This is a genomic window from Celeribacter sp. PS-C1 (assembly GCF_019429625.1).
Taxonomy (GTDB): Bacteria; Pseudomonadota; Alphaproteobacteria; order Rhodobacterales; family Rhodobacteraceae; genus Celeribacter.
The window spans coordinates 59,245-84,605 of the sequence record NZ_JAHXRW010000007.1; the positions used below are offsets into that span (position 1 = coordinate 59,245).

At 59.4% G+C, this 25,361-nt stretch carries 27 protein-coding genes; 11 read left to right on the plus strand and 16 right to left on the minus strand.

Annotation, left to right across the window (positions count from 1 at the left end; translation table 11 throughout):
- Positions 1-7: 7 nt before the first annotated feature.
- Positions 8-766, minus strand: a complete 759-nt coding sequence (locus J5Y17_RS11665) for an NAD kinase (RefSeq protein ID WP_219785428.1) — start codon at positions 764-766, stop codon at positions 8-10.
- Positions 767-1,033: 267 nt separating this feature from the next.
- Between J5Y17_RS11665 and glyA the strand changes: the two genes are divergently transcribed.
- Both glyA and J5Y17_RS11675 read left to right on the plus strand, forming a co-directional pair.
- Entirely contained in the window at positions 1,034-2,329 is a 1,296-nt protein-coding gene (gene glyA / locus J5Y17_RS11670; protein ID WP_219785429.1) for a serine hydroxymethyltransferase, read from the plus strand.
- A 70-nt stretch (positions 2,330-2,399) separates the two neighbouring features.
- Positions 2,400-3,248: a DUF817 domain-containing protein gene (locus J5Y17_RS11675; RefSeq protein WP_219785430.1), complete on the plus strand. Its 849-nt coding sequence runs from the start codon at positions 2,400-2,402 to the stop codon at positions 3,246-3,248.
- On the opposite strand, the gene J5Y17_RS11680 is transcribed toward J5Y17_RS11675, so the two are convergent.
- Positions 3,223-3,582 (minus strand): hypothetical protein, encoded by a 360-nt coding sequence (locus J5Y17_RS11680; RefSeq protein WP_219785431.1) that lies wholly within the window; start codon positions 3,580-3,582, stop codon positions 3,223-3,225. The two genes, J5Y17_RS11675 and J5Y17_RS11680, sit on opposite strands and share 26 nt — an antisense overlap.
- A gap of 64 nt (positions 3,583-3,646) precedes the next feature.
- On the opposite strand from J5Y17_RS11680, the gene J5Y17_RS11685 reads away from it, so the two are divergent.
- On the plus strand, positions 3,647-4,429 hold the full coding sequence (locus J5Y17_RS11685) for an alpha/beta fold hydrolase (RefSeq protein WP_219785432.1): 783 nt from the start codon (positions 3,647-3,649) through the stop codon (positions 4,427-4,429).
- Here J5Y17_RS11685 and J5Y17_RS11690 read toward each other — a convergent pair.
- A complete protein-coding gene (locus J5Y17_RS11690; protein ID WP_219785433.1) occupies positions 4,426-4,614 on the minus strand; it encodes a CTP synthetase in 189 nt (62 codons plus the stop codon). The two genes, J5Y17_RS11685 and J5Y17_RS11690, sit on opposite strands and share 4 nt — an antisense overlap.
- A gap of 206 nt (positions 4,615-4,820) precedes the next feature.
- On the opposite strand from J5Y17_RS11690, the gene J5Y17_RS11695 reads away from it, so the two are divergent.
- Entirely contained in the window at positions 4,821-4,940 is a 120-nt protein-coding gene (locus tag J5Y17_RS11695) for an entericidin A/B family lipoprotein (RefSeq protein ID WP_219785434.1), read from the plus strand.
- A gap of 74 nt (positions 4,941-5,014) precedes the next feature.
- Positions 5,015-5,152 (plus strand): entericidin A/B family lipoprotein, encoded by a 138-nt coding sequence (locus tag J5Y17_RS11700; protein ID WP_219785435.1) that lies wholly within the window; start codon positions 5,015-5,017, stop codon positions 5,150-5,152.
- 171 nt (positions 5,153-5,323) lie between these two features.
- On the opposite strand, the gene lepA is transcribed toward J5Y17_RS11700, so the two are convergent.
- Positions 5,324-7,123, minus strand: coding sequence for a translation elongation factor 4 (lepA, locus tag J5Y17_RS11705; protein WP_219785436.1), 1,800 nt, complete (start codon positions 7,121-7,123; stop codon positions 5,324-5,326).
- 351 nt (positions 7,124-7,474) lie between these two features.
- Between lepA and J5Y17_RS11710 the strand changes: the two genes are divergently transcribed.
- Together J5Y17_RS11710 and J5Y17_RS11715 are read left to right on the plus strand one after the other, a co-directional pair.
- The gene (locus tag J5Y17_RS11710) at positions 7,475-7,792 is read left to right on the plus strand and encodes a hypothetical protein (RefSeq protein ID WP_255572055.1); all 318 of its coding nucleotides are present in this window, start codon (positions 7,475-7,477) and stop codon (positions 7,790-7,792) included.
- Positions 7,785-8,531, plus strand: a complete 747-nt coding sequence (locus J5Y17_RS11715) for a DUF4336 domain-containing protein (protein ID WP_370628933.1) — start codon at positions 7,785-7,787, stop codon at positions 8,529-8,531. The genes J5Y17_RS11710 and J5Y17_RS11715 overlap by 8 nt, the downstream gene beginning before the upstream one ends.
- Here the strand turns inward: J5Y17_RS11715 and J5Y17_RS11720 are convergent.
- On the minus strand, positions 8,520-8,972 hold the full coding sequence (locus J5Y17_RS11720; RefSeq protein ID WP_219785437.1) for a low molecular weight protein-tyrosine-phosphatase: 453 nt from the start codon (positions 8,970-8,972) through the stop codon (positions 8,520-8,522). The two genes, J5Y17_RS11715 and J5Y17_RS11720, sit on opposite strands and share 12 nt — an antisense overlap.
- Before the next feature lie 79 nt (positions 8,973-9,051).
- Between J5Y17_RS11720 and J5Y17_RS11725 the strand changes: the two genes are divergently transcribed.
- Complete coding sequence (locus J5Y17_RS11725; RefSeq protein ID WP_219785438.1) at positions 9,052-9,741, plus strand: NAD-dependent deacylase; 690 nt, start codon at positions 9,052-9,054, stop codon at positions 9,739-9,741.
- A gap of 213 nt (positions 9,742-9,954) precedes the next feature.
- On the opposite strand, the gene J5Y17_RS11730 is transcribed toward J5Y17_RS11725, so the two are convergent.
- The 5 genes from J5Y17_RS11730 to meaB all read right to left on the minus strand — a co-directional run bounded on the left by J5Y17_RS11730 (position 9,955) and on the right by meaB (position 13,182).
- Positions 9,955-10,506, minus strand: a complete 552-nt coding sequence (locus tag J5Y17_RS11730) for a 2OG-Fe(II) oxygenase (RefSeq protein WP_219785439.1) — start codon at positions 10,504-10,506, stop codon at positions 9,955-9,957.
- A 146-nt stretch (positions 10,507-10,652) separates the two neighbouring features.
- Complete coding sequence (locus J5Y17_RS11735; RefSeq protein ID WP_219785440.1) at positions 10,653-11,150, minus strand: copper chaperone PCu(A)C; 498 nt, start codon at positions 11,148-11,150, stop codon at positions 10,653-10,655.
- A 44-nt stretch (positions 11,151-11,194) separates the two neighbouring features.
- Entirely contained in the window at positions 11,195-11,542 is a 348-nt protein-coding gene (locus J5Y17_RS11740; RefSeq protein WP_219785441.1) for a hypothetical protein, read from the minus strand.
- A gap of 119 nt (positions 11,543-11,661) precedes the next feature.
- Positions 11,662-11,949, minus strand: a complete 288-nt coding sequence (gene rpmB, locus J5Y17_RS11745; RefSeq protein WP_219785442.1) for a 50S ribosomal protein L28 — start codon at positions 11,947-11,949, stop codon at positions 11,662-11,664.
- A 255-nt stretch (positions 11,950-12,204) separates the two neighbouring features.
- A complete protein-coding gene (gene meaB / locus J5Y17_RS11750) occupies positions 12,205-13,182 on the minus strand; it encodes a methylmalonyl Co-A mutase-associated GTPase MeaB (RefSeq protein ID WP_219785443.1) in 978 nt (325 codons plus the stop codon).
- 109 nt (positions 13,183-13,291) lie between these two features.
- On the opposite strand from meaB, the gene hrpB reads away from it, so the two are divergent.
- Complete coding sequence (hrpB, locus tag J5Y17_RS11755) at positions 13,292-15,706, plus strand: ATP-dependent helicase HrpB (protein WP_219785444.1); 2,415 nt, start codon at positions 13,292-13,294, stop codon at positions 15,704-15,706.
- 150 nt (positions 15,707-15,856) lie between these two features.
- Here the strand turns inward: hrpB and J5Y17_RS11760 are convergent, their stop codons facing one another.
- Entirely contained in the window at positions 15,857-17,284 is a 1,428-nt protein-coding gene (locus J5Y17_RS11760) for a TrkH family potassium uptake protein (protein WP_219785445.1), read from the minus strand.
- A gap of 92 nt (positions 17,285-17,376) precedes the next feature.
- Complete coding sequence (gene gndA / locus J5Y17_RS11765) at positions 17,377-18,795, minus strand: NADP-dependent phosphogluconate dehydrogenase (RefSeq protein WP_219785446.1); 1,419 nt, start codon at positions 18,793-18,795, stop codon at positions 17,377-17,379.
- Between the two features lie 232 nt (positions 18,796-19,027).
- Between gndA and J5Y17_RS11770 the strand changes: the two genes are divergently transcribed.
- Positions 19,028-19,486, plus strand: coding sequence for an NUDIX hydrolase (locus J5Y17_RS11770; protein WP_219785447.1), 459 nt, complete (start codon positions 19,028-19,030; stop codon positions 19,484-19,486).
- A 104-nt stretch (positions 19,487-19,590) separates the two neighbouring features.
- Complete coding sequence (locus J5Y17_RS11775; RefSeq protein ID WP_219785448.1) at positions 19,591-21,072, plus strand: inorganic phosphate transporter; 1,482 nt, start codon at positions 19,591-19,593, stop codon at positions 21,070-21,072.
- A gap of 87 nt (positions 21,073-21,159) precedes the next feature.
- Here J5Y17_RS11775 and argF read toward each other — a convergent pair whose 3' ends face one another.
- The 4 genes from argF to J5Y17_RS11795 all read right to left on the minus strand — a co-directional run bounded on the left by argF (position 21,160) and on the right by J5Y17_RS11795 (position 25,251).
- Entirely contained in the window at positions 21,160-22,083 is a 924-nt protein-coding gene (argF, locus tag J5Y17_RS11780; protein WP_219785449.1) for an ornithine carbamoyltransferase, read from the minus strand.
- Positions 22,084-22,103: 20 nt separating this feature from the next.
- A complete protein-coding gene (locus tag J5Y17_RS11785; RefSeq protein ID WP_219785450.1) occupies positions 22,104-23,270 on the minus strand; it encodes an aspartate aminotransferase family protein in 1,167 nt (388 codons plus the stop codon).
- 273 nt (positions 23,271-23,543) lie between these two features.
- Complete coding sequence (locus J5Y17_RS11790; protein ID WP_219785451.1) at positions 23,544-24,368, minus strand: serine protease; 825 nt, start codon at positions 24,366-24,368, stop codon at positions 23,544-23,546.
- A gap of 76 nt (positions 24,369-24,444) precedes the next feature.
- Complete coding sequence (locus J5Y17_RS11795) at positions 24,445-25,251, minus strand: ABC transporter permease (protein ID WP_255572057.1); 807 nt, start codon at positions 25,249-25,251, stop codon at positions 24,445-24,447.
- Positions 25,252-25,361: the final 110 nt, after the last annotated feature.

The following is a 25,361-nucleotide window of genomic DNA, read 5'->3' on the forward strand; positions in this document are numbered from 1 at the left end:
CCTCACCTCAGACGAATTGTTCGCGTAATAGCCGCTCTTCGAGACCATGCCCCGGATCGAAGAGGATGCGGTGTTTCACCTTGGGCTCCGAGGCGATCTCGACCCAGAGCACCTTATCCGTGTGGCGGCTGTCGGCATCGGCCATGACCGGGCGTTTTTCCGGTTCAAGCACATCGAACCGCACCTTGGCGGCACTGGGCAGCAACGCCCCGCGCCAGCGCCGGGGCCGGAACGCAGCCATGGCGGTGAGGGCCAGAACGTCCGACCCGATGGGCAGGATCGGCCCGCGCGCAGAATAGTTATAGGCGGTCGAGCCCGCGGGCGTTGAGACCAGAACCCCGTCACAAACCAGCTCATCCATGCGGATTTTGCCGTCGATCGAAACCCGAAGCTTCGCAGCCTGCGGCCCCGCACGTAGCAAAGACACCTCGTTGATCGCCAGCGCCTTATGCTCGCGCCCGTCCTCGCCGCAGGCCACCATAGAGAGCGGGTTGATCACCTCTTCCTCGGCCTCGCGCAAGCGTTCGATCAGATCGTCCTCACGAAACTCGTTCATCAAAAAGCCGATGGTGCCGCAATTCATGCCGTAAACCGGCGTGTCGAGATGCATGGTCCCGTGCAGGGTCTGAAGCATGAAGCCATCGCCACCAAGTGCGACGATCACCTCGGCCTCCTCCAACGGCACCGCCTTATACTGCGCAGACAGCCGTTCGAACGCGCGCTGCGCGATCTGGGCATCGCTGGCTGCAAAGGCGATTTTAACCATGATGTGTCCCTTTCAGAACCGGTGTTTGGTTTTCAGTATCAAAGCTGATTAGGGATTTCACCTGAATTCCTGCGGGGTTGCGCAATCCTCCTGTCGTCAAAATTGTGCCCTCAAACGGCCGCGCGGGCGCGGATCGGAAACTTTCGTCGCCGCAAAAGACCCAAACGGGCCCGAATTCATGATCATTATGCAACGACAAAGGGTTTTCCAAATGTGACAGAATGGCTAAGACAACCGCGACACTCCCAGTCTGCCAAGGAGCATATCATGACGGCCAATGTCCGCGATTCCGGTTTCTTCACCGAGGCACTCGCCTCCCGTGACCCCGAGCTGTTCGACAGCATCACCAAAGAGCTTGGCCGTCAGCGCCACGAGATCGAGCTGATCGCCTCTGAGAACATCGTCTCCGCCGCAGTGATGGAGGCCCAAGGGTCCGTCCTCACCAACAAATATGCCGAAGGCTATCCGGGCCGTCGCTACTATGGTGGCTGTCAGTTCGTCGACATCACCGAGAACCTCGCCCGCGACCGCGCGAAAGAGCTGTTCGGTTGCCAATATGTCAACGTCCAGCCGAACTCCGGCTCTCAGGCGAACCAAGGCGTGTTCAACGCGCTTCTGCAACCGGGCGACACGATCCTCGGCATGAACCTCGCCTCCGGCGGCCACCTGACTCATGGTGCGACCGTGAACCAGTCCGGCAAATGGTTCAAAGCCGTGCAATACGGTGTGCGCCAACAAGATCAGCGCATCGACTATGACGCCGTTGCCGAGCTGGCCCGCGAGAACAAGCCGAAACTGATCATCGCCGGCGGTTCCGCCATTCCGCGTCAGATCGACTTTGCGAAATTCCGTGAGATTGCCGATGAAGTCGGCGCGATCCTCATGGTCGACATGGCCCACTTCGCCGGTCTCGTCGCCGGTGGCGCGCATCCGTCGCCCTTCCCCTATGCCGATGTGGCGACCACCACGACGCACAAGACGCTCCGCGGTCCGCGCGGCGGCATGATCCTGACCAACGACGTCGAGATCGCCAAAAAGGTGAACTCCGCCATCTTCCCCGGCATTCAGGGCGGCCCGCTGATGCATGTCATCGCCGCGAAAGCCGTGGCCTTTGGCGAGGCGCTGCGTCCCGAGTTCAAAGAATACGCCAAGCAGGTGATCGTTAACGCTCAGGCGCTGGCCGATCAGCTGATGAAGGGCGGTCTGGACATCGTTACCGGTGGCACCGACACCCACGTTTTGCTCGTCGACCTGCGCCCCAAAGATGTGACCGGCAAGGACACGGAAAAGGCGCTGGAGCGCGCGCATATCACCTGCAACAAAAACGGCATTCCGTTTGACCCGCAGCCGCCGATGGTCACCTCCGGTGTCCGTCTCGGCACCCCTGCGGGCACGACGCGCGGCTTCGGTGAGGCTGAATTCCGCCAGATCGCCGACTGGATCGTTGAAGTCGTCGACGGCCTTGCGGCCAATGGCGAAGAGGGCAATGCAGAGGTCGAGGCCAAGGTGAAAGCCGAGGTCGAGGCGCTTTGCGAGAAATTCCCCCTCTACCCGAACTTGTAAGTTTCGAACATTCGAGACAGGTTAAGGGGCCTTCGGGCCCCTTTTTCTTTCACAATTGCGATGTTACCCGATGTCTCAGCCCACCACACTTGAACGCCGTCTCGGCGACTGGCTCCGCGCCCGTCTGCCGCATGTCGTCACTGAATTTGTCATGTTCACGGTCAAAATGGGCTGGGCCTCGCTCTTTGGCGGGCTGCTGTTGATCGCCATGATGGCGACGCATGCGATCTGGCAGGACGACTGGCTGATCGCGCGCTATGACGCCCTATTGCTCTACGCGCTCGGCCTGCAAATCCTTTTCCTGATCTTTCGGTTGGAGACACTGGACGAGGCCAAAGTCATTCTCCTGTTCCACATGACCGGCACCGTGATGGAGATTTTCAAACTCCACATGGGCAGTTGGGATTACCCCGGCGCTGGGGCAATCAAAATCGGTGGCGTGCCGCTGTTCTCAGGCTTCATGTATGCCTCAGTCGGTAGTTTCATGGCCCGTGCAATCCGGCTCTTCAACATGCGGTTTGCGCCCTACCCGCCCTATTGGGCCTCGCTTCTGTTTGCGCTCGCGATCTATCTGAACTTCTTCACGCATCACTTCGGCCCGGACATCCGCATCGGGCTTTTCATCGCCTCGCTCATACTTTTTGCCCGCACCCGCGTCTGGTATCGTATCGGCCACTGGCACTGGATGCCCCTGCCTCTGGCCGCCGTGCTCTCTGCTTTTTTCCTCTGGATCGCCGAGAACATCGGCACGGCAACACGGATCTGGCTCTACAACGGTCAGATCTCCGGCGAGATGGTCAGTTTTTCAAAAATGGGGTCGTGGTATCTGCTGCTTTACGTCAGCTTTGTCACGGTCACATTGGTGCAGCGCGATGCGCTTTGCCCGAGCGCCTTTACACCAGACCGCGCCAAACCATAACCGCCAGCCCCAGCGCGATGGTGGCAAAAACCACAAAGCCGATCGTCGCGATCAGGTCCAAAACCCGGTTCTTCCGCCTAGTCTTCACATCCTGACGTTCTAGGAAATAGCGCAATTCTTTAAAGGCCTTGTCGACCTTTTTATGCGGCACCTGCTGCGCCAGCTTGGGATGCGCTTCCAAAGCCATCGCCTCAATGATGACCGCGGACTTCTTACGCGCCCAACGTGGCAAACGGCGGCCTGCGTGTTTCACCTTGGCCTCGAATCCCTCGCCCATACGCACGCCCAAATGGTCGCGCATTAGCGCGGCAAGCTCATCTGATCTGTGCGTCACGGAATGGTCCATGGGCTTCTTTTAGGGGGTTTGCGACGAGGCGCCAAGGCGCTATCTCTCAACCATGCTGCACATTGAATTGACCGGTCAGCCGACCGACGCCTCGCCCCTTTTGATCGTCCACGGCCTCTTCGGCTCCGCCCGCAACTGGGGCGTGATCTCGAAACGCCTCTCTGACGAACGCCTTGTCGTCGCCGTCGACCAGCGCAACCACGGCGAAAGCCCGCGTTTCCCGACGCAAAGCTATCCGGATATGGCGGGTGATCTGGCTGAAGTCTTGGAGCCTCTGGTGGCCGAACACGGGCCCATGCACGTCATGGGGCATTCGATGGGCGGCAAGGCGGTGATGGTGCTGGCGCTCACACGTCCTGAATTGATCAAGTCGCTGGTTGTGGCCGATATTTCGCCCGTCACCTACAGTCATGACAACACGCCGCTGATTGAGGCGATGCGCAGGATCGACCTGTCCATCGTGGAGAAACGCTCCGACGCCGACAAACAACTCGCCCGCGATGTGTTGGACGCGGGCGTGCGGGCGTTTTTGCTGCAAAGCCTTGTGGTCAAAGAGAAACGCTGGCTCTTGAACCTCGACGTGCTGGAAGCCGAGATGCCGAAGATCACCGCCTTCCCCGAGGTCTCCGGGCAATACGACGGCCCCACGTTCTTCCTCTCAGGCGGCGAAAGCACCTATGTCGAGCGCGATCATCGCGAGCGCTCCAAGGCACTGTTCCCAGAGGCCAAATTCGCATCCATCCCCGGCACGGGCCATTGGCTTCATGCCGAGAAACCCCGCGAATTCGAGGCCGCGATGCGGGCCTGGATGCATGCCGTCGACGCGAAGGCTTAAGAGAATTCTTCCATGATCTTCTTGGCCACGACCCACGTCACCGGGATCGCGATCACAAAGCCGATGGCCGCCGCGATCAAAATGGGCTGAAGCGTATCTTTGCCCATCGTCAGCGCCACGACGACGGCTGTGCCCATCAGGGTGGTGGAAATCAGCGAAAAAAGAATGCCGGCAAGTCGGTTCATGGATCTCTTCCTCATATTCAATCGCGCGCATATGACCTTAAGATGATTCCACGATGTTTCTTTGATCGGCGTCAAATGGCCGCTCAATGAAATGCCTGACATGCGCCGACATCCCTCGTCCGCGACACAGCCTGTCACCCGGAAACAGTTGAGCCTTTCAACGAAGCGCGCTACCAAATCCGGGACGATATTTGACGGAGACCAACATGAAACGTGTGATGCTTTTGGGCCTGACCCTTTTGGCACTAGCCGCCTGTGAAACCATTGAGGGCGCAGGCCAAGATATTTCGAAAGCCGGTCAGGCAATTTCGCAAGCCGCGCGCTGATCGACCGCCTCCGGGCAGGAACCTTTCCCGCCGCGCACGCGTTGAAACGTCAAATGCCAATCAAGGAGTTTGATATGAAACGCGTGATGATTTTCGGTGCCGTCCTTTTGTCCCTTGCCGCTTGCGAGACCATTGAGGGCGCGGGTCAGGACATCTCCAAGGCTGGGTCTGCGATTTCTCAGGAAAGCCGTGAGGTTCAGAGTGAGATGTGAGTGGGGTGTGAGTGGGGTGACCGCTCGAAGGATTGTGGAAAGCGCCTGCCCTTTTTTTTGGGGGGGCGTTTTTTTGTGAGAATTGGTGGGACAAAGACTCGCCTCGACAAGACTGCGACGCACCCGCGCTGAAATTGGACAAGAAAAAGCCGCCCCGAAGGGCGGCTCTTTTTAACTGTCCATTTTCAGCGCGTTAATAAACGCTTCCTGCGGGATTTCCACTTTCCCGAACTGGCGCATCTTCTTCTTACCCGCCTTCTGCTTTTCCAGAAGTTTCTTCTTCCGGGTCGCGTCGCCGCCGTAACATTTGGCGGTCACGTCCTTGCGCAGCGCGGAGAGGGTTTCACGCGCGATCACCTTGCCGCCAATCGCGGCCTGGATCGGGATTTTGAACATGTGGCGGGGGATCAGCTCCTTGAGCTTTTCACACATCGCACGGCCACGGGACTCAGCTCGGTCGCGGTGGACCATCATCGAGAGCGCATCCACAGGTTCGTCGTTCACCAGCACCTGCATCTTCACGAGGTTGTCCTCGCGATACTCGGTGAATTGATAGTCAAACGACGCATACCCTTTGGTAATGGATTTGAGCCTATCGTAGAAATCGAACACCACTTCGTTGAGCGGGAGGTCATAGACAACCATCGCGCGGGCGCCGGCGTAGGTCAGGTCCATCTGGATGCCGCGGCGGTCCTGGCAGAGTTTGAGAACATCGCCCAGATATTCGTCAGGCACCATGATCGTCGCCTTGATGCGCGGCTCTTCGACGTGATCGACATAGGTCAGATCGGGCATGTCGGCGGGGTTATGCAAGTCCTCGACCGTGCCGTCCTTCATGTAGATTTTATAGACCACGGAAGGGGCGGTGGTGATCAGGTCGAGATCGTATTCGCGCTCCAGACGGTCGCGGATCACTTCGAGGTGTAACAGCCCGAGGAACCCACAACGGAAGCCAAAGCCCAAAGCGGCGGAGGTTTCCATCTCAGAGCTGAAGGACGCATCGTTCAGTTGCAGTTTCTCAATCGCGGTGCGCAGGTCTTCGAAGTCATTGGCATCGACCGGGAAGAGGCCACAGAACACCACGGGAATCGAGGGCTTAAAGCCCGGCAGCGGCTTGTCGCACTGTTTTTTCTCATGGGTGATCGTGTCGCCCACCTTGGTGTCGCGCACCTGTTTGATCGACGCGGTGAAAATACCGATCTCGCCCGGCCCCAGCTCGGCGATGTCGACCATCTTCGGTTTGAGCACCGAGAGCTTGTCGATCTTATAGGTCGCCTTGGTCTGCATCATGCGGATCTGGTCGCCTTTTTTAACCACCCCGTCGATGACGCGGATCATCACGACAACGCCAAGGTACGGATCGTACCAGCTGTCGACCAGCATGGCCTTAAGCGGCGCGTCGCGATCGCCTTTCGGCGCAGGCAAACGGGTGACGATGGCCTCGAGCACATCGGGGATACCGATGCCGGTCTTGGCGGAAATTTCGATGGCATTCGAGGCGTCGATGCCGATGACATCTTCGATCTGTTCGCACACACGCTCCGGCTCGGCGGCCGGGAGGTCAATCTTGTTCAGCACCGGCACGATCTCGTGGTCGGCATCAATGGCTTGATAGACGTTCGCAAGCGTCTGCGCCTCGACGCCCTGCGTCGCGTCCACCACCAAAAGAGAGCCCTCGACAGCCTGCATCGAGCGGCTCACCTCATAGGCAAAGTCGACGTGGCCGGGGGTGTCGATCAGGTTCAGAATATAGGTCTCGCCGTCCTTGGCCGGATATTCGATCCGCACAGAGTTCGCCTTGATCGTGATCCCGCGCTCGCGCTCGATGTCCATCGAGTCCAACATCTGCGCCTGCATATCGCGCTCGGCCACCGTGCCTGTGAGCTGGATCAACCGGTCGGCAAGCGTCGATTTGCCGTGGTCGATATGGGCCACGATGGAGAAGTTCCGGATGTTTTTCAGCTCGGTCATGACAGGCCTTTAGCGCGTGAAGGTTTGGCTGAGTTCTATGCGGGGAAAGGGGGGGAATGGCAAGCCCCCTGAGGGCTACAGCCCCACATACATCCAGCTTTTGAACCTCATTTTCTCAAACTTAGCGCACGTATTTGCGATGAGCCGTTTTCAGCCAGCCATTTACGCTTTTTGCGGTGAATAAGCACCCCTCCGCCCATCCGGCCCCCGCGACAAACTCCGCAATTGCCTCAAACCCCAGACTCAGGCATTTTAACAGTATCTTCACCAAAACGGTGGACTCTGCGGGTGTGAAAACATCAAAAGACAGGGCCGCGTCTTGGCACAAAGAGAGGCACGAGAGGCAGAGACATGAAAAAATCATTGACCGTATTGACCCTGATCGCCGCTGGCTTCACCGCGACGTTGTCGCCCATGGGCGCCTCCGCTGGTGCGGTTGAGCGGGCCTGCATGGCGTCGGACCGGGCCGCGAACAATCGCGCGCTCTGTGGCTGCATTCAGCAGGCCGCCGATCTGACCCTGTCAAATAGCGACCAACGTCAGGCCGCGAAGTTCTTTAAGAACCCGCAAAAGGCGCAGGACATTCGCCAGTCGGACAATTCGAGCCACGAGGCCTTCTGGCGTCGTTACAAGGTGTTTGGGGAAACCGCCGCACAATACTGTGGCTAAGCCCGAAAACCTCTACCCACCGCTCAACACGCTTAAACCTGTCGGCCCAGATGTAGATTCAGAGATTTGGCTCGCCGACGGGCCGCCTGTGCCATTCTACGGCATGAATTTTCCAACACGGATGACGGTGGTGCGTGTGGACGGCAAGCTCTGGGTGCATTCACCAATCGCACTTGACGAGGGGCTCTTGGACGAGATGGCCGCGCTCGGCCCCATCGGTTGGTTGATCGCCCCCAATCCAATCCATTACGTCTCGCTGAACGCCTGGCACAAACGCTTTCCCGGTGCTGCGGTTCTGGCCGCCCCCGGCGTCAAAGAGCGCGCACGGAAGTTCAACATACCCGTCCCCCCGCATGAGATTTTGACCGATGAAGCGCCCGAAGGCTATGCACACGCGATACGCCAGCGCGTGGTCAAAGGGCATCGCTTTCTGCACGAGGTGGTGTTTTTCCACGAAAGTTCGAGAACCCTCATTTTGACCGATCTGATCGAGAACTTCGAGGCGGAGAAAGTCGGTCCCTTCCGTGCTGTGCTGACGCACCTCGCTGGCATTCTCGACCCGGACGGCAAAGCCCCCGCCGACATGCGCGCCACGTTCAAATCCAAGAAAAAGGCCCGCGCCGTAATGCGCGAGGTGATCGGCTGGGAACCCGAGAAGGTGATCCTCAGCCACGGGCGCTGGTACTCTGAGAACGGCACGGAAGAGCTTAAACGCGCCTTTCGCTGGCTACGTCTTTAAGCGCATGATGAGCCCGTCGGCGGCCACCTCGATCAGGTCCAGCGCCTCATCGAAATCTCGGGTGTAATAGGGATCTGGCACGGCCTTAACCCCCGCCTCCGCCGCATAGGACATCATCAAAACGACAGGCGTATCACTTCCCGCCGGCCGAAGCCGTTCAATGTCATGCAAATTGGCCTCGTCCATCGCCACGATCAGGTCGAAGCTGGTGAAATCCGCCGCCGTGAATTGACGCGCGCGGAGCGGGGAGAGGTCATAGTCCCGCAGTCTCGCCGCCGCCTGCATCGGACCATAAGGTGCTTCGCCGACATGCCAATCTCCGGTGCCTGCGCTGTCCGCGCTGACAGGTAGTCGCGCAGCCTCCGCCTTGGCGACAAACACCGCCTCAGCGGAGGGCGAGCGGCAGATATTGCCGAGACAAACGAAAAGGATTTTATGCATGAGGGCTCCTGTTTGTTGACACGCTACCCTTGCCCGCGTGTCGGGCACAAGGCAGGGTGAAAGAAAAGGGAGACCTCAGATGACAGGCGGAATTTTCATTCTCTCCGGCGCCGGTTTGTCCGCGGAGAGCGGGCTCAAAACCTTTCGCGCCGAAGACGGGCTCTGGGAAGATCACCGGGTCGAAGATGTTGCCACGCCAGAGGCCTTTGCCCGCGATCCCGAACTGGTTCAGACATTTTACAATATGCGCCGCGCGCAGGCGGCGGAGGCGGAACCCAACGCGGCACATCAAGCGCTGGCAAGGCTGCAGGCCGCCCATGACGCGCCGGTGTACCTCGTCACGCAAAACGTCGATGACCTGCTGGAGCGCGGTGGCGCACGCGACGTTATCCATATGCACGGCGCTCTCAAGGATGCGCTTTGTGCCACCTGCGACCATAGGTGGTCCGCGCCGATGGCGATGGACGTGAAAGACCCCTGCCCCTCTTGCGGCGCTCCCGCGACCCGGCCCGACATCGTCTGGTTCGGCGAAATTCCCTATCATATGGACACGATCCAGGAGGCTTTGGAAGACAGCGACCTGTTCGTCTCCATCGGCACCTCCGGCGTCGTCTACCCCGCCGCAGGGTTTGGCCAAATGGCGCGTCAGCTGGGTATCAGGACCATGGAATTGAACCTCGAGGCTTCCGGCGGGCGGTTTGACGAGGTGCGTGAGGGCTTGGCCAGTACGGTTGTGCCGCAATGGGTGGACGAAGTTCTGAGCCGTTGAGCGAAGTTGAGTATTTGAACCAAGAAGAAGGCTCAACCGAACGTTAACCTTCCTCAGATTAATCTGAAAACGCGGTACAGGCGGGAGCGCCGATGACCGCCCAAGGAGAAGACGCGCCGGTTCGTGTGGCCAGAACCCTTCCGAAGGTCCGTCACAGAATGGAGTATCGGCAACCGGCGCGCACCCTACCCTGCTTCTTCTTGGCCGAAATACTCACCGAAACGCCGGCCCATGGACCCAAGTCGACAGGGAAAACCGCTCACCCGAGGTCACGGGCGTCACCCGGTGCAACACGAAGGACGGGAACAAAACCGCAGAGCCCTTAGCGCGGTCGGCTTCGCGGATATTGGCATCGGGCTGCAATTCGAGCGCGCCACCCTGGTAGTCAGACGCCTCGGAAAGCTGCACCACCATGGTCAGTTTGCGACGCGAAGCCAGTGCACCTTCGCCAATGTCAGAGTGCCATGTGAAATGCCCCTGACGCTCAGAGCCATAGCGGGCAACCTGCGGGCTTTCGCCGAACTCGGTCAGGGCAAAATCGAAATGCGTGCGGTTGGCCTCGGCCACCAGCGTCATGATCCGCTCCATAATCCATTCGCCGCCGTCGCGCTCGTCAAGCCAGGCCAAATCGGCACGCCGCAGGTTATGATCGGAGCGGTTTTTCACCAACCCCGCATCCGCAAGATCTTCCTCACGGGCCAACATCACAATCGCATCACATTCGGCAGGCGAAAACGCCTCCGGGAACGCATAGACGTTCAGCATGATCGGTCTCTTCACATGTCAAGAAAGGGCGCGACTCAGGCCGATAATTTCCTGCCTCGCTCAAATGCGTTCTCTAAGCCATTTTGAAATCCGCGCAAGAAAAAAGGCACGCCGGGGCGTGCCTTTCGCATGCTTATGACAAAGCGTCAGTTGCCCATATTCATTCCGCTATGGTCTCCTGCGCCATCCATCGGCATCGCCATCGTCGGCGCGTCCTGACGTTCCATATCGACGGGAATTTCGACCGTGATGTCACCAGCCTTCTCAAAGGTCAGGATCACGTTGACGGTGTCGCCTTGGGCCATCGGCTTCAGGAGCCCCATGAACATCACGTGATCGCCACCACGTGCCAAGGCGTGTGTGCCATGGGCTGGGATGGAAAAGCCCTCGGGCACATGCATCATTTTCATGATGCCGTCGCCCATGTCCTTATGAGTGTGCAATTCGGTGATTTTGGAAATATCGGCCTTGGCGTCGATCAGCTGATCGTCTTCATCGCCCGAATTCTCGATGACAAAAAAGGCGGCGCCCGTTTTTGCCATCATTCCGGAAGACCGGGCATAGGCGTCAGTGATGGTGATATCGGCAATGGCAGGCAGAGCGAAGGCACAGGCGAGCCCAGCCAGAAACGTGGTTTTGAACATAGTGTCAGATCCTTGTGGTCTTTGAGTGTCTTGAAGGGAAGAACTCAGACCACCGGTGGCGCACGGGCCCGCGGCCGCGGCGGAACCGCATCATGCGCCTCAAGGGACAGGCGCGGCGGAGAAAAGCGCAGCTCGTTTTGCGCAGGCGTTGGCAGGTCGAATGCCTCCGCCAGCCCCGCGATCACCGACAAAGCACAATCGGGACAGATGTGCGTCGGTCCAATCGGCTGCCCGTCCGCATCGATCAAAACCGTGATCGGGCCTGTTCCAGTACAGAGCACCGTGGCACCGGTGGCATCGCGCATGGTGCCGCGCGCCACGGCCATGGATTGGGACGTGACGATAAGCAAAAGCGCGACCAAAACGGCCTTTATCGTGCGGGATAGACGCATGGCCGCACTTTAGCGTTCAGCGCCCGAAAGAAAAGAGACCAAATGACACACCGTTTCAGACAGAAAAACCCCGCGAAGGCGATGCCTTCACGGGGTTCAATCCGTAAAATCCGAAAGGATTACGCGGCAGCCTGAGCTTTCGCGATCTCTTTCTTGATTTTCAGAGCGTTATCCGACAGCTCTTCGTCCTTTGCTTTCGCAAGGAAGGCGTCCAGACCACCACGGTGGTCAACGGAACGCAGAGCAGCAGCGGAAATCCGCAGTTTGAAAGAGCGGCCGAGGGCTTCCGAAATCAGCGTCACATCGTTGAGGTTCGGAAGGAAACGGCGGCGGGTTCTGTTTTTGGCGTGGCTGACATTGTTGCCAGTCATCGGGCCTTTACCGGTCAGTTCGCAACGACGCGACATGGGTTCATCCTCGTTTCTACTTTCGAAAGCACGCCCTGAATGACGCACTCTCGCAGTTTAAAAGACTCAATTCCGTCTTGATCGGCCCTCTTTTACGCGCCCTCGCTCCGGACGCAAGTCCGAAAAGCGATGAGAAACACGGGAAAACACCGATTTCCAACAGAAAAGGACACCGCCCGAAAGCCGTGCCCGAAATTCAGTTCGCGGTGCATAGGCGATCACAGGAGAATCGTCAAGCCTTTCTCATGCAATCTCTCATCCGCGCTGAAGCGCCTCAAGCACATCGGCCGCCGCGTGGCCCGGCGTGATCTCGCCTTGGGCCACCTTCTGCGCCAGACCTAAGATCATCGATTTGAGCGGCTCGCGCTCAAGCTGAGACAAAAGCCCGTGGCGGATATCTTGCCCGAACCAATATTCCGCCTGCTCCGAGCGCCGTTTGTCAAAGAACCCGTTCTCACGTCGCCAGTCCGCTAGCGTGGTCATCTCGCCCCAGGCCTCTCGCAACCCCTTTTCCTCAATGGCCGACACGGTCATCGCCTTGGGGAAATCCTGCGGGTCTTGCGGGCGCTTTCGGATGAGGCGCAGCGCACCGGCGTAATCGGCACAGGTCCGCTGCGCTGCGGGCTTCAGATCACCATCTGCCTTGTTCACCAAAATCAGGTCGGCCATCTCCATGATGCCGCGTTTGACGCCTTGCAGTTCATCGCCCCCTGCGGGCGCCAGCAACAACAAAAACAAATCGGACATCTCAGATACCACAGTCTCGGATTGCCCCACGCCCACTGTCTCGATCAGGATCAGATCATATCCAGCCGCTTCACAAAGTGCGACAGCCTCCCGCGTGCGCCGCGCAACACCGCCCAATTCGGATTGCGATGGAGACGGGCGGATAAAGGCATCTCGTTCGCGCGACAGCATCTCCATCCGCGTCTTATCACCCAGAATAGAGCCACCCGAGCGCGACGACGACGGGTCCACGGCCAGCACAGCGACCTTTAGCCCCTCTTTGATCAGCATCATCCCAAAGCTCTCGATAAAGGTGGATTTTCCCACCCCCGGCGTGCCCGACAACCCAAGCCGCAGCGCCTGCCGCCCGCTTTTGCCGATCACCTCCATCAGCTCAATCGCCTGCGCCCGATGATCCGCCCGCGCACTTTCAACCAATGTGATCGCCCGCGCCAGCGCCCGGCGGTTCCCTGCGATGACCTGTTCGGCAAGCTCTTTGATGTCCATTATGACCTTCCGGGTTGCGGAGCGTTGATGCAGTTTTTCCCGCAGCCTTGCCGCTTTGTCCACCCCTGCCCTCTTTTCGGCCTCTCAGCTTTCGACCATATAGAGGAGCATGTTCACACCTCGCCTGCCTATTGATGACGTTCTCGACGACCTAACCGATGCTCTCACGGCCCACGGTCGTGCGGTGCTTATGGCGCCGCCGGGGGCCGGCAAAACCACCCGCGTGCCTCTTGCTCTTTTGCCAGTGATCGAGGGCAAGATCATCATGCTCGAACCCCGTCGCTTGGCCGCGCGCACGGCGGCGGAGCGTATGGCGGAAACCTTGGGCGAACAAGCTGGCGAGACCGTCGGCTATCGTATCCGGGGCGAAGCGAAAGTCTCGAAAGCCACGCGGATCGAAGTGGTGACCGAGGGTATACTTACACGAATGCTACAATCGGACCCCGAATTGACCGGGGTTGGCGCGGTAATCTTTGACGAATTCCACGAACGCAGCCTAAACGCCGATCTCGGCCTCGCGCTCACCTGGGAGGTGCGGCAAGCGCTGCGGGATGATTTGACGCTCGTCGTCATGTCCGCGACATTGGATGCAGAGCCCGTGGCCGCCCTTTTGGACGACGCCCCAGTGATCCGCTCCGAGGGCCGCGCTTATCCGGTAGAGACCCGCTGGCTCGACGCCCCGTTTCCGAAGACGCAGCGCCTAGAACAAGCAGTAGCTGACCTGACGCTTAAGGCCGTCTCGGAGGCCGAGGGCTCGGCGCTTCTGTTCCTGCCTGGAGAGGGCGAAATCCGCCGGGTCCAGAGCCTTTTGGAGGGCCGCGTGCCGCAGGATTGCACCCTGCGCCCACTGTTCGGCGCCATGAAATTCGCCGACCAACGCGCGGCAATCGCCCCCACAAAAGATGGGCGCAAGATCGTGTTGGCGACCTCGATTGCGGAGACCTCGCTCACCATCGAAGACGTGCGTATCGTCGTGGACGCAGGTCGCGCGCGGCGTGCACGGTTCGACCCCGCCTCAGGCATGTCGCGACTGGTCACGGAACGGGTCTCAAAGGCCGAGGCGGAACAACGTCGCGGCCGAGCCGGACGGGTGTCGGAAGGAGTGTGTTACAGGCTTTGGACCAAGGGCGAAGAAGGCGCGCTGTCAGGCTTTGCCCCTGCCGAGATTGAAACCGCAGACCTCACCGGGCTGGCTTTAGAACTCGCACTTTGGGGCGCCTCCGAAGGAGACTTGGCCTTTCTCACACCGCCCCCTCCGGGACCATTGGGAGAGGCCAGAGCACTGCTACAAAGCCTTGGCGCGCTCGATCCTGAGGGGCGGATCACAGAGCACGGCAAGGCGCTCTCCGCCAAGCCGCTGCATCCCAGACTTGCACATATGCTACAAATTGCGGGGCAACAGGCAGCAGATTTGGCTGCAATGTTGAATGAACGCGATCCTTTGCGCGGAGCGGGCGTGGACCTGTCCTTACGGATGCGCGCCTTGCAAAGCCCCGGGAATGCCGACCGTGGCGTGATCGAACGCGTCAAACAAGAAGCCAAACGTCTGCGACAGGGCCTCACGCAAACGGAGCCGATGAGCCTTGGAGAAATGGCCGCACTGGCCTATCCGGACCGCGTCGGTCTGCGCCGTGCGGGCGATCAACCGCGCTATCTGTTGTCGGGCGGCAAAGGCGCCGTCATGCCGGAGAGCGATGATCTGGCCTCCGCCCGACTGATCGTCGTGACCGATACGGACGGCGCCGCACGGGATGCGCGCATCCGGCAGGCCGTTCAAATCAGCGAAAGCGAGCTGCGCGGCCTTTATGGCGATCAAATCAAATGGCACGATGTTTGTGATTGGGACAAACGCGAGAAGCGCGTGGTGGCGCGACGACGCGAGATGTTTGGCGCTTTGGTGCTGGATGACCGGCAATGGAAAGATGCGCCGAAAGAGGCAATTGCACGGGGTGCTCTGGTCGGCTTGCGTCAAATCGGACTGCCGTGGAGTGAGGCTGCGAAACGCTTTGCCGCGCGCGTACGTCTGATGGGCGACAGCTATCCCGATATGTCGGAGGAGACGCTGCTCGCCACGCTTGAAGACTGGCTTTTGCCCTATCTCAAAGGCGCGAAAACCGAGGCGGCGCTGCGGGCGCTGGACATCACCGACGCGCTGCGGGCCATGTTGGATTGGGACCAGATGCAACAGCTTGATCGAGAGGTTCCGGGGCATTTCGAAAGCCCCGTGGGTCGCAAGCTGCCGATTGATTATTCTGGCGATCACCCGGAAGTCACCGGCAGGCTTCAGGAATTCTTTGGCACCACGCGGCATCCGACCGTGGGGCCGAACCATGTGCCTTTGAAAGTGGTGCTGACCTCTCCGGCGCATCGTCCGGTTCAGGTGACGATGGATTTGCCGAATTTCTGGACGACCTCCTATGCCGATGTGCGCAAGGATATGCGTGGACGCTATCCGAAACACCCCTGGCCCGAAGATCCGACGGAGGCCGATCCGACGCTGCGCGCGAAGCGGCGGGGCACGTAAATGAGCATTGTCATTTACCAAGCTTTAAAGACTGTGACAGTCCGCCCGCGAGAAATATGACAGGATTTTAACCTTTGAGCCGCGGTTTATGACAGGGCGTTAAGGTTAATCTGATTAAGGTTAACGCGTGAGAAAGGGATAGGAAATCCCTCAGCGGTTGGCCACCAACTCTCGCCAAAACAACGGCGCCATCAGCGCGTAAACCGTCGCCATTTCGAGCCGCCCGAGATACATGCCAAAGCTCAGAACCAATTTCGATGCCGTGTCCAAACTTGCAAAATTGCCCGCAGGACCGATGACACCACCGACGCCCGGCCCCACATTGGCCAAGGCAGTCAAGGCGCCGGAAAGCGCGGTCGACATATCGGCGCCGAAGAAACTCAAGAGCGAAGCCAGAACGCCAAATGTGGCGGCATAAAGCACGAAGAACGCGATCACACCAGAGAGCGCATCGGGGGCGACGGGGCGGCCTTCGTATTTCACGAATGTGATCCGATGCGGCGCGAAACTCATGCGGATTTGCGCCAAAAGCGCGCGGAAGGCCACGAGCCAGCGCATGGCTTTGGCGCCTCCCGCCGTCGATCCGGTCGCGCCTCCGACCGCCGTCAGGACAAAGAAGGCGGCGACCGCAAACGGTCCCCAAAGCGTGTAATCCGTCGTAGCGTAGCCCGTGGTCGTGACCACGGAGACGACATTGAACGCCACGAGGCGAAGCGCGTCAGGCAACGTTTCATCCTGCACATACATCAGCCAGACGGCGAGGACGGAAATCGACAAACCGAGAGATTTCAGCATCGCCACGACCTGTTCAGAGCGCCAATTTCCGTGACGCACCCCTCTGATATACCAAGAGAAAGGCAAAGCCCCCGCGAGCATAAAGAGCGTGCACGTCCATTGCAGAAAGCCGCTTTGGAAGTGGCCGAAAGAGGCGTCATAGCCCGAATAGCCGCCGGTCGAGAGCGTGGTCAAAGCATGGGTCAGCGCATCGAAGGGCGACATACCACCTAAGAGATAGAGCAGCCCGCACAGAATGATGAGCGCGAAATAGATCTGCAAGGTGGCGGAGGCGAACATCGTCGCATTGCGCAGTTCCCTCTCGCCGGTCTCCGAACTTTCCGAACGGAAAAGCTGCATCCCGCCCACTTTCAGGATCGGCAGAAGCGCAATGCCTGTGACAATGAACCCGACCCCGCCGACGGCCTGCAACGTCGCGCGCCAAAAGATAATACCGCGCGGTGTGTCATCGAGGCCGGACATTACAGTGGATCCGGTGGTTGTGATCCCCGACATGGCCTCGAAAAACGCATCTGTGAGCGAGAGGTTGTAGAGGTGCAAAGGGCCCGCACCGCAGAGCGCGGCCACCATCCAGACGGAAGAGGTCAGGAGAAAGGTATGAAGAGGGCGCAGGTCATCGGTGCGCGGCGAGGACGCCAGCGCAAGAGCGCCGCCGAGAAACCCGAAAAAGAAAGCGGATTCTTCGAAAACGGATGCCGTGTCGGGAAAGGCCAAGGCCACCACGCCCATGAGGGCGGCGAAGAAGACCATGACCAAACCATTGATGAAGATGACGAAGCTCATTCCCACCCATCTTGCAGCACAGGCGCACCTCTGGGCGCGTCAGCTCTGGAAAATCACAATTTCAGGGGCGGAGGCAAGATAAACCTGTCGCCTCACGCATGCCATGGCCCGTGCTTCCCCTCACCGCCATCCGTGCGTTCAAACCCATGCGCGCCGAAGAAATCGCGTTGCGCCTGAATGAGATCGGTGGTGCCACGGCCTTGGCGCATCGTGTCGAAATAGGCGAGCGCATTCGAAAGCGCCGGGACTGGAAGCCCTGCAGAGGTGGCGTAAGACACCACGCGGCGCAGGGCAGAGAGTCCGCCTTTCACATGCGCGATGAAATCCGGGCTAAAGATGAGTTGATCCTGCGGCAGACCGCTGCGGATTGCCGCCGCCATATCATCCAAGAGCGCCGAGCGGATGATGCACCCCTCGCGCCAGACTTCGGCAGCGCGCGCCAGATCAAGGCCCCAGTCATAGTGATCGGAAGCCGCTTTCAAAAGTTTGAAGCCCTGATCATAGGCAACAAGTTTCGCGACCAAAAGCGCTTCTTCAAAGTCACTCTCTTTCGGCAACGTCGGGCGAAATTCGGGCTCAGTGCCAAAAATCTCTGCCCCCACCAGACGCGTTTCCTTTTCCGAGGACCAGGACCGCGCGGCGACCGCAGCCTCGATTGTGGAGGGCGATTGCCCAAGGGTAAGCGCCTCAATCGCAGTCCAGCGCCCGGTGCCCTTTTGCCCGGCCTTATCGACAATCACCTCAACCATCGGCTTGCCGGTCGCCGGATCATAGGCCTGAAGCACCTTGCCGGAGATTTCCACGAGATAGGAGTTGAGCGGACCTTTGTTCCAGCGTTCAAACAATGCGCCAATTTCATCTGGCGCCTGATGTGCGCCGTCTCGCAACAAACCATAGATCTCTGCGATCATTTGCATGTCGGCATATTCGATGCCGTTGTGCACGGTTTTGACGAAATGCCCCGCGCCGTCCGGCCCGAAATGCGCGGCACAGGGATCACCCTCATGTTTGGCGGAAATCGCCTCGATAATGTCGCGGATCGTCTCATAGGACGCTGGATTGCCGCCGACCATGATCGACGGCCCATGACGCGCACCCTCCTCACCACCCGACACACCCATACCGATGAAATTCAGCCCCTGCTCGCGCAGCGCAGCCTCGCGCCGACGCGTGTCGTGGAAATCGGCATTGCCCGCATCGATGATCATGTCCCCCTCTTCCAACAGAGGCACGAGGGCGTCGATCACCGCATCGACCGGACCGCCCGCTTTTACCATGATGATCACCGCGCGGGGGCTGTCGAGCGCCGCAACAAGCTCTTCATATGTTTTGGTCGGCACCAACGCGTCCCGCAGATCGCCGCTTTCGGCAATGAACTCGTCGGTGACCGATCCGGTGCGGTTGAACACGGCGATAGGAAAGCCCTTTTCCGCAATGTTGAGCGACAGGTTTGCCCCCATGACGCCCAATCCTATGAGACCGATGCGGGCTTTTGTGTTGAGCTGTGACATGTGAGGCGGCGCTCCTTGATCGCGGGCTTTGGGAAACTATCTGACACATCCGGTGAGTGGCACCAGCGCGTCGCGCCTAAACCTATCGCGAAACGGGCCCGTGACAAGTATGCCTAAAAAGGCGCCTTTCGACACATGCGGATCGGAAGTTTTCTGCGAATGGCTTGCAATTTAAGGGCCAGCACCCTATGTATATACGCAATATAGACAAAAACAGGCACATATCCGGTTCATGGTTACACTCCTCAAATCCGCTTGGACAGGCGTCTTCGACCCCCTTCTGCGTCGCCCCGACCGCGTGCAATCCGCGGCTCTGTGTTGGCGTAACGGCAAGAAAGGCAAAGAAGTTCTGATGATCACCTCGCGCGACAGCGGGCGTTGGATCATTCCGAAAGGCTGGCCGATCCGCGGGCTTGATGGGGCTGGAACTGCGGCGCAGGAAGCCTGGGAAGAAGCTGGCGTAAAACCCGCACAAGGCAAGACCAAGCCGCTGGGCCTTTATCACTATATCAAGAAGCTCGACAACGGTTTGCCTGCGCCGGTGGAGGCCACGGTCTATTCGATCGAGGTCGACCATCTCGAGGATGACTTCCCGGAAAAAAGCGAACGCAAACGCAGCTGGATGTCGCCCAAACAGGCCGCCGCTCTGGTTGATGAACCCGAGTTGCGCGAGTTGCTTCTGGACCTCTGAGACAATTTACTCTGCGCTGAAAAGACGCGAAAGGCTTGCAATGCAAGGCCGGGCACGTTAGCGCTTCGCCGTTTGTAACAGATTGACAACGGACCGAAGCCACGATGTCTGACAGCGAAGAGCACGGAAAACAGTGGAAGACCCTCGATAAGGACCTGAATCGTATCAGTCAGGTCGAGATGGCGACATTCCACATCGCGCGCCCCATGGTTGGGCTCGGGGTTGCATTGGCCTTTATCATCGTCGCGGGGCTCTTTGCGGCCTTGGTCTTTGGTGGCCAACCCGGTTCCGCTGTCGTCATCGCCGCCGCCGCTTTGGGCGCCTATATGGCGATCAACATCGGCGCGAACGATGTGGCGAACAACATGGGTCCGGCCGTGGGCGCCAACGCGCTTACCATGGGCGGCGCCATCGTCATTGCCGCGCTTTGCGAAAGTGCAGGCGCGCTTTTGGCGGGAGGCGATGTGGTCTCGACCATCTCCAAAGGCATCATCGACCCAAGCGCTGTGGCCAACACGCAGGTGTTCATCTGGGCCATGATGGCCGCACTTTTGTCCTCGGCTCTTTGGGTGAACCTCGCCACATGGATTGGCGCGCCGGTCTCCACCACACACTCGGTCGTGGGCGGCGTTATGGGCGCAGGGATTGCGGCTGCGGGGTTTGCCACGGTGAACTGGGGTTCAATGGGGCTGATCGCTGCGAGCTGGGTGATCTCTCCCCTTCTGGGCGGCGTGATCGCGGCCGGTTTCCTGTGGTTCATCAAAGCCCGGATCATGTATCAGCCCGACAAAATCGCAGCCGCGCGCCGTTGGGTGCCGGTGCTGATCGGCATCATGATGGGCACATTCGCGACCTATCTCGCTGTCAAGGGCCTCAAGAAAATCGTCAGCGTCGATCTCCTGACGGCACTTTTGATCGGTCTCGGCGTGGGGGCGCTGTCCTATGTGGCCTCTGCGCCTCTGGTGCGTCGCCAATCCGAAGGTCTGGAAAACCGCAACAAATCGCTCAAGGCGCTTTTCGGCCTGCCGCTGGTGATTTCGGCCGCACTTTTGTCCTTTGCCCATGGTGCTAATGACGTCGCCAACGCGGTCGGCCCTCTGGCCGCCATCGTGCATGCCAATGCCTCCGGTGAATTCGCCGGTAGCGTTTCCATCCCCCATTGGGTCATGGTGATCGGCGCCTTCGGCATCTCTTTCGGCCTCATTCTGTTCGGCCCGAAACTGATCAAAATGGTCGGCAGCCAAATCACCAAACTTAACCCGATGCGCGCCTATTGCGTGGCACTCTCTGCCGCCATCACCGTCATCGTCGCAAGCTGGCTCGGCCTACCTGTATCGTCGACCCATATCGCCGTTGGCGGTGTGTTCGGTGTTGGTTTCTTCCGCGAATGGTATCACGAAAAGCGCCTCGACGAGACCATGCGCAAGAAAAAAGACCTGCGCATCGCTGCCGAGGAACGCCGCCGCCGCAAGCTCGTCCGCCGCAGCCATTTTATGACCATCGTCGCCGCTTGGGTGATCACGGTTCCCGCTGCTGCGCTCCTGTCGGCGATTGTGTTCTGGCTCTTGTCGCATCTGGCGGGCTGACGCCTCCCCCGATGCGAACCTCAATGCGAATAAAAAAAGGGCGCCCTCACCGGCGCCCTTTTTCGGTTTTCATTGCAGGTGAAGTACTCACTCAACGCACCAACGCATGATCGCCTTTTGCGCGTGGAGACGGTTTTCTGCCTCGTCGAAAATCACCGATTGCGGACCGTCCATAACGTTGTTCGTCACCTCATCGCCGCGGTGCGCCGGAAGACAGTGCATAAACAGCGCATCGGGGTTCGCATGAGACATCAGCTTGCGATCCACCCGGTAAGGGCGCAGCTGATTGTGGCGCCGTTCGCGAGCCGAAGCCGGATCGTGCATCGAAACCCAAGTGTCAGTAACGACAAGATCGGCGCCCGCAACGGCCTCCTCGGCGTTTCGGGTGATCTCGATGTTCGAGCCCTTGGCACGCGCCGCCTCTACGAAACCCATCTCGGGATCAAGCGGTTCAGGGCCGGCAAAAGTCATGTCAAAGCCGAACTGACCGGCGGCATGGAGGAAGGACGCACAGACATTGTTGCCATCGCCCAGCCAGACGACTTTCTTGCCTTTGATCGAGCCGCGATGCTCCTCATAGGTTAGAATGTCGGCCATGATCTGGCAGGGATGGGTGCGGTTCGTCAGCCCGTTGATCACCGGCACGGAGGCATATTCCGCCATCTCAAGAAGCGTTTGCTCCTCGAAGGTGCGGATCATGATCATGTCGACGTAGCGCGACAACACGCGGGCCGTGTCAGCGATGGTTTCGCCGTGGCCCAGTTGCATATCCGCGCCCGAAAGCACCATGGTCTGCCCGCCCATCTGGCGCACGCCCACATCAAAAGACACGCGCGTCCGGGTCGAGGGTTTCTCGAAAATCAGCGCGACCATTTTGTCTTTGAGCGGCTGCTCCTCGTCCAAGGCCGCTTTCGGCTTGTCATGGCGCGCGTTCTTGGTGAGTTTCGCGGTCTCGATGATCCGGTGCAGGTCTCTTGCGTCTGTTTTGTGAATGTCGAGGAAGTGGTTCATAGGTTTGGTCTCTTCGTCTGTCAGAGCGCGCTGGCGGCGGCATCAATCCGCGACACGGCCTCGGCAATCTCTTCGTCAGTGATATTGAGCGCGGGCAAAAGCCGCACCACGTTGTCGGCGGCGGGCACGGTCAGGACACCTTGCTCATAGCCTTTGCCCACCAGATCGGCAGGCGCGATTTTGCATTTGAGGCCCAACATAAGCCCCTCGCCACGGACGCCCTCAAAAACATCCGGGTGATCGGCCACGAGGCCTTCGAGTTTCTGACGCATCAGCCCCGCTTTGCGGTTCACTTCGGCGAGGAAGGCGGGATCGGACACGATTTCCATGACCTTCAGCCCGATGGCACAGCCCAGCGGGTTGCCCCCATAGGTCGACCCATGGGTGCCTGCGGTCATGCCCGATGCCGCCTCTTCGGTGGCCAGAACAGCCCCCAGAGGAAAGCCCCCGCCGATGCCTTTGGCGACCATCATGATGTCCGGCGTCACGCCAGCGTATTCATGGGCGAACAACTTGCCCGTGCGCGCGACGCCACATTGCACCTCGTCGAAAATCAGCAGACAGCCTTTGGTCTCCGCAATCTCGCGCAGCCGTTTCAGCGCCTCGTCGGGGACGACACGAATGCCGCCTTCCCCCTGCACCGGCTCGATCAGGATCGCCGCCGTTTTGTCGGTGACGTGATCGGCCACAGCCTCCCAGTCGCCAAACGGCAAGTGCACAAAGCCCGGCATCAGGGGGCCAAAGCCCTTTACCATTTTCTCGGAGCCGGAGGCGGCAATCGCGCCGGTTGAACGGCCATGGAAACAGCCGTCAAAGGTGATGATCTCGATCTTTTCCGGCTGGCCTTTTTCAAACCAATATTTGCGCGCCATCTTGATCGCCAACTCAGCGGCCTCGGTGCCCGAGTTGGTGAAGAAACAGGTGTCGGCAAAGGTGGTCTCGACAAGCTTGTTCGCCAGCGCTTCCTGCGCCGGGATTTTGTAGAGGTTCGAGACGTGCCACAGCGTGTCAGCCTGTGCTTTCAGCGTCTCGGCCAGTTCCGGGTTGGCGTGGCCCAGCGTGTTCACCGCAATGCCCGCGCCCAGATCGAGGAAACGTCGCCCGTCCGCCTCGAAAAGCCAGGAGCCTTCGCCTTTGACGAAGGACAAGGGAGCCCGGTTGTAGGTCGGCAGAACGGGGGTGATCATCGGTCTTATTCCTCTGAAAATGAGAGGCCTCATGGGTGGCGAAAGCCAGCGGGCCTGTCAACGGTTTGGACGGGGATTTTGCGGTATTTTGCAAGGTTTGCGCCAGTTTGGCGCGTTTTGTGCCGTGGACATCACGTCTTGGCACGAGAGAACGGACATCTTACGCGTTACGGCATCGACGTCGGATGATACGGGCATATGTGCGGATCATGTTCATAGGATGGGCTTTACGGTCAAAGCGCGGGCGCTGTCAAAGGGTATTTCGCGCGCCACTCAATCTGCCGACAGGAATTTCGAATTGCCGACCGAGCGCGACGACGACCCGCCGACCGTGATGCGTTTTGCCACCGCCGGTTTTGCGGCAACTTCAGGCGCGCCCAGAGCAATCTGTTGTTTCAACGCGCTCACCCGGTCGAGCAGCGACATGCCAAAGCCCACCTTGCGGCCATCGCGCGTGCCGAGCGCCGAGACGACCGACACGATCGCGGGCCGTACCCCGTCATAGGCAAAGACCGGCGCGCCAGAGGAGCCAAAAGTGATGTCGCAATCAAAGCTGTAAATGTCGTTGGAATAGTCGAGCACATGGCATTCGCGCTGGATCGACAGGGCCGCGTTGCGCCCGCGCCCGTAGGAGGCGACCATCAACTCGCCGCGGGGTTTCGAACTCCGATGCACCGCAAAGGGTCGTGCCAGCGCCGTAGGGATCGGAGAGGCCAGTTTGATCAGAGCCAGATCGTTGCGGATATTTTGCGCGGTCACATCGACGCGGGCGTCATAGCCGGGCGTGACCGCCACAGCCAAGCCTTTCGAAGCGGCGATATAGTCTCCATTCCGAAGCCCTGCACGAAACAGAATGCGGGCGGGTGGCACGGGGGAATTGTCCTCGCCAACCACACAATGCGCCGCCGTCAACACGAGATCAGCCGCGATCAACGCGCCGGAACAGGTGCTTTGTCCTGCAATATCCAGACGTCCAACGCCCTCCCAGCCGATCAGCTCCGCCCGGCGATCCGCGCTATCCAATTCAAACGGCAGGCTGTCGGCGGCCATGAGACCAAGGGGCAGAAGAGCGAGGATAAGGGACAGAACAAAACGCATAAGAAAACCCGGAAGCGATGGAACACCCCCGAGTTTAACCATAAAATCAGGCCGAATTTTGGCGGCAACGACAAAATCAGGATTTCAGCTTGGTGCCACGTTTAAAGAAGGTCCAATCGACAAAAACCACCACAGCCGTCACCGCCGTCATCACCGCGAGGCCCAGCCAAGGCGAGCTGTCCGAGGTGCCGATGATGCCATAGCGTACACCGTCGATCAGATAGAACACCGGGTTCAAATGGGTCAGCACCTTGAACCACTGCGGCAGGGTCTCGACGGAATAGAAAGTGCCCGACAGAAACGACAGCGGCGTGATGATAAAATTGGTGATCGCAGCCATATGGTCGAATTTCTGGCTCACAATGCCCGCCAAGACGCCCAAACCGCCGATAAACAGCGCCCCCAAGAGGATAAAGGCAATCGCAAACAGCGGGTGATGCAAAGGCAGGCCGACAAACACGGCCATCACCGCCCAGATCGCGAAGGCAACCAACATCCCGCGCGCAACGCCGCCCGACAGGTAGCCGATGACCAGCTCAGAGGGAGACAGAGGCGGCATCAGCGTGTCGACGATATTGCCCTGCACCTTCGAGATCATGATCGAGGACGAGGTGTTGGCAAAAGCGTTCTGGATCACCGTCATGGTCAGGATACCCGGTGCGAGGAAATGCACGAAAGGCACACCCATCACATCACCGCGCGAGGGACCTATGGCCAGCGTGAAAATCGTGAGAAACAGCCCCGCCGTCACCAGAGGCGCCAGAAGCGTTTGCGTCCAAACCGCCAGAAAGCGGCGGGTCTCCCGCAGCATCAGCGTGTAAAGCCCAAGCCAATTCACGCGACCAAAGCGCCGCACACCCATCTGAATTTCATATTCAGCCATCTTCATCCCCTTGTTCATCCCACATGCGCCTTGCTATATAGGCGCGCGCCCCTCATCGACGTGCCCTGCGGTAGAACTTTGTTTTTCCCGCTGGCCCGCTTGTAACCGCA

What these genes read in the sequence shown, in the direction of transcription:
- argF (WP_219785449.1), bottom strand. Translation starts at nt 22,083, where the DNA reads ATGAACCACTTCCTCGACATTCACAAAACAGACGCAAGAGACCTGCAC.
- rpmB (WP_219785442.1), bottom strand. Translation starts at nt 11,949, where the DNA reads ATGTCGCGTCGTTGCGAACTGACCGGTAAAGGCCCGATGACTGGCAAC.
- J5Y17_RS11700 (WP_219785435.1), top strand. Translation starts at nt 5,015, where the DNA reads ATGAAACGCGTGATGATTTTCGGTGCCGTCCTTTTGTCCCTTGCCGCT.
- J5Y17_RS11665 (WP_219785428.1), bottom strand. Translation starts at nt 766, where the DNA reads ATGGTTAAAATCGCCTTTGCAGCCAGCGATGCCCAGATCGCGCAGCGC.
- J5Y17_RS11785 (WP_219785450.1), bottom strand. Translation starts at nt 23,270, where the DNA reads ATGATCACCCCCGTTCTGCCGACCTACAACCGGGCTCCCTTGTCCTTC.
- J5Y17_RS11695 (WP_219785434.1), top strand. Translation starts at nt 4,821, where the DNA reads ATGAAACGTGTGATGCTTTTGGGCCTGACCCTTTTGGCACTAGCCGCC.
- J5Y17_RS11735 (WP_219785440.1), bottom strand. Translation starts at nt 11,150, where the DNA reads ATGTTCAAAACCACGTTTCTGGCTGGGCTCGCCTGTGCCTTCGCTCTG.
- J5Y17_RS11730 (WP_219785439.1), bottom strand. Translation starts at nt 10,506, where the DNA reads ATGCTGAACGTCTATGCGTTCCCGGAGGCGTTTTCGCCTGCCGAATGT.
- hrpB (WP_219785444.1), top strand. Translation starts at nt 13,292, where the DNA reads ATGTTCACACCTCGCCTGCCTATTGATGACGTTCTCGACGACCTAACC.
- J5Y17_RS11790 (WP_219785451.1), bottom strand. Translation starts at nt 24,368, where the DNA reads ATGCGTTTTGTTCTGTCCCTTATCCTCGCTCTTCTGCCCCTTGGTCTC.
- J5Y17_RS11795 (WP_255572057.1), bottom strand. Translation starts at nt 25,251, where the DNA reads ATGGCTGAATATGAAATTCAGATGGGTGTGCGGCGCTTTGGTCGCGTG.
- J5Y17_RS11685 (WP_219785432.1), top strand. Translation starts at nt 3,647, where the DNA reads ATGCTGCACATTGAATTGACCGGTCAGCCGACCGACGCCTCGCCCCTT.
- lepA (WP_219785436.1), bottom strand. Translation starts at nt 7,123, where the DNA reads ATGACCGAGCTGAAAAACATCCGGAACTTCTCCATCGTGGCCCATATC.
- J5Y17_RS11760 (WP_219785445.1), bottom strand. Translation starts at nt 17,284, where the DNA reads ATGAGCTTCGTCATCTTCATCAATGGTTTGGTCATGGTCTTCTTCGCC.
- J5Y17_RS11770 (WP_219785447.1), top strand. Translation starts at nt 19,028, where the DNA reads ATGGTTACACTCCTCAAATCCGCTTGGACAGGCGTCTTCGACCCCCTT.
- J5Y17_RS11740 (WP_219785441.1), bottom strand. Translation starts at nt 11,542, where the DNA reads ATGCGTCTATCCCGCACGATAAAGGCCGTTTTGGTCGCGCTTTTGCTT.
- meaB (WP_219785443.1), bottom strand. Translation starts at nt 13,182, where the DNA reads ATGGACATCAAAGAGCTTGCCGAACAGGTCATCGCAGGGAACCGCCGG.
- glyA (WP_219785429.1), top strand. Translation starts at nt 1,034, where the DNA reads ATGACGGCCAATGTCCGCGATTCCGGTTTCTTCACCGAGGCACTCGCC.
- J5Y17_RS11675 (WP_219785430.1), top strand. Translation starts at nt 2,400, where the DNA reads ATGTCTCAGCCCACCACACTTGAACGCCGTCTCGGCGACTGGCTCCGC.
- J5Y17_RS11725 (WP_219785438.1), top strand. Translation starts at nt 9,052, where the DNA reads ATGACAGGCGGAATTTTCATTCTCTCCGGCGCCGGTTTGTCCGCGGAG.
- J5Y17_RS11720 (WP_219785437.1), bottom strand. Translation starts at nt 8,972, where the DNA reads ATGCATAAAATCCTTTTCGTTTGTCTCGGCAATATCTGCCGCTCGCCC.
- gndA (WP_219785446.1), bottom strand. Translation starts at nt 18,795, where the DNA reads ATGTCACAGCTCAACACAAAAGCCCGCATCGGTCTCATAGGATTGGGC.
- J5Y17_RS11775 (WP_219785448.1), top strand. Translation starts at nt 19,591, where the DNA reads ATGTCTGACAGCGAAGAGCACGGAAAACAGTGGAAGACCCTCGATAAG.
- J5Y17_RS11710 (WP_255572055.1), top strand. Translation starts at nt 7,475, where the DNA reads ATGAAAAAATCATTGACCGTATTGACCCTGATCGCCGCTGGCTTCACC.
- J5Y17_RS11690 (WP_219785433.1), bottom strand. Translation starts at nt 4,614, where the DNA reads ATGAACCGACTTGCCGGCATTCTTTTTTCGCTGATTTCCACCACCCTG.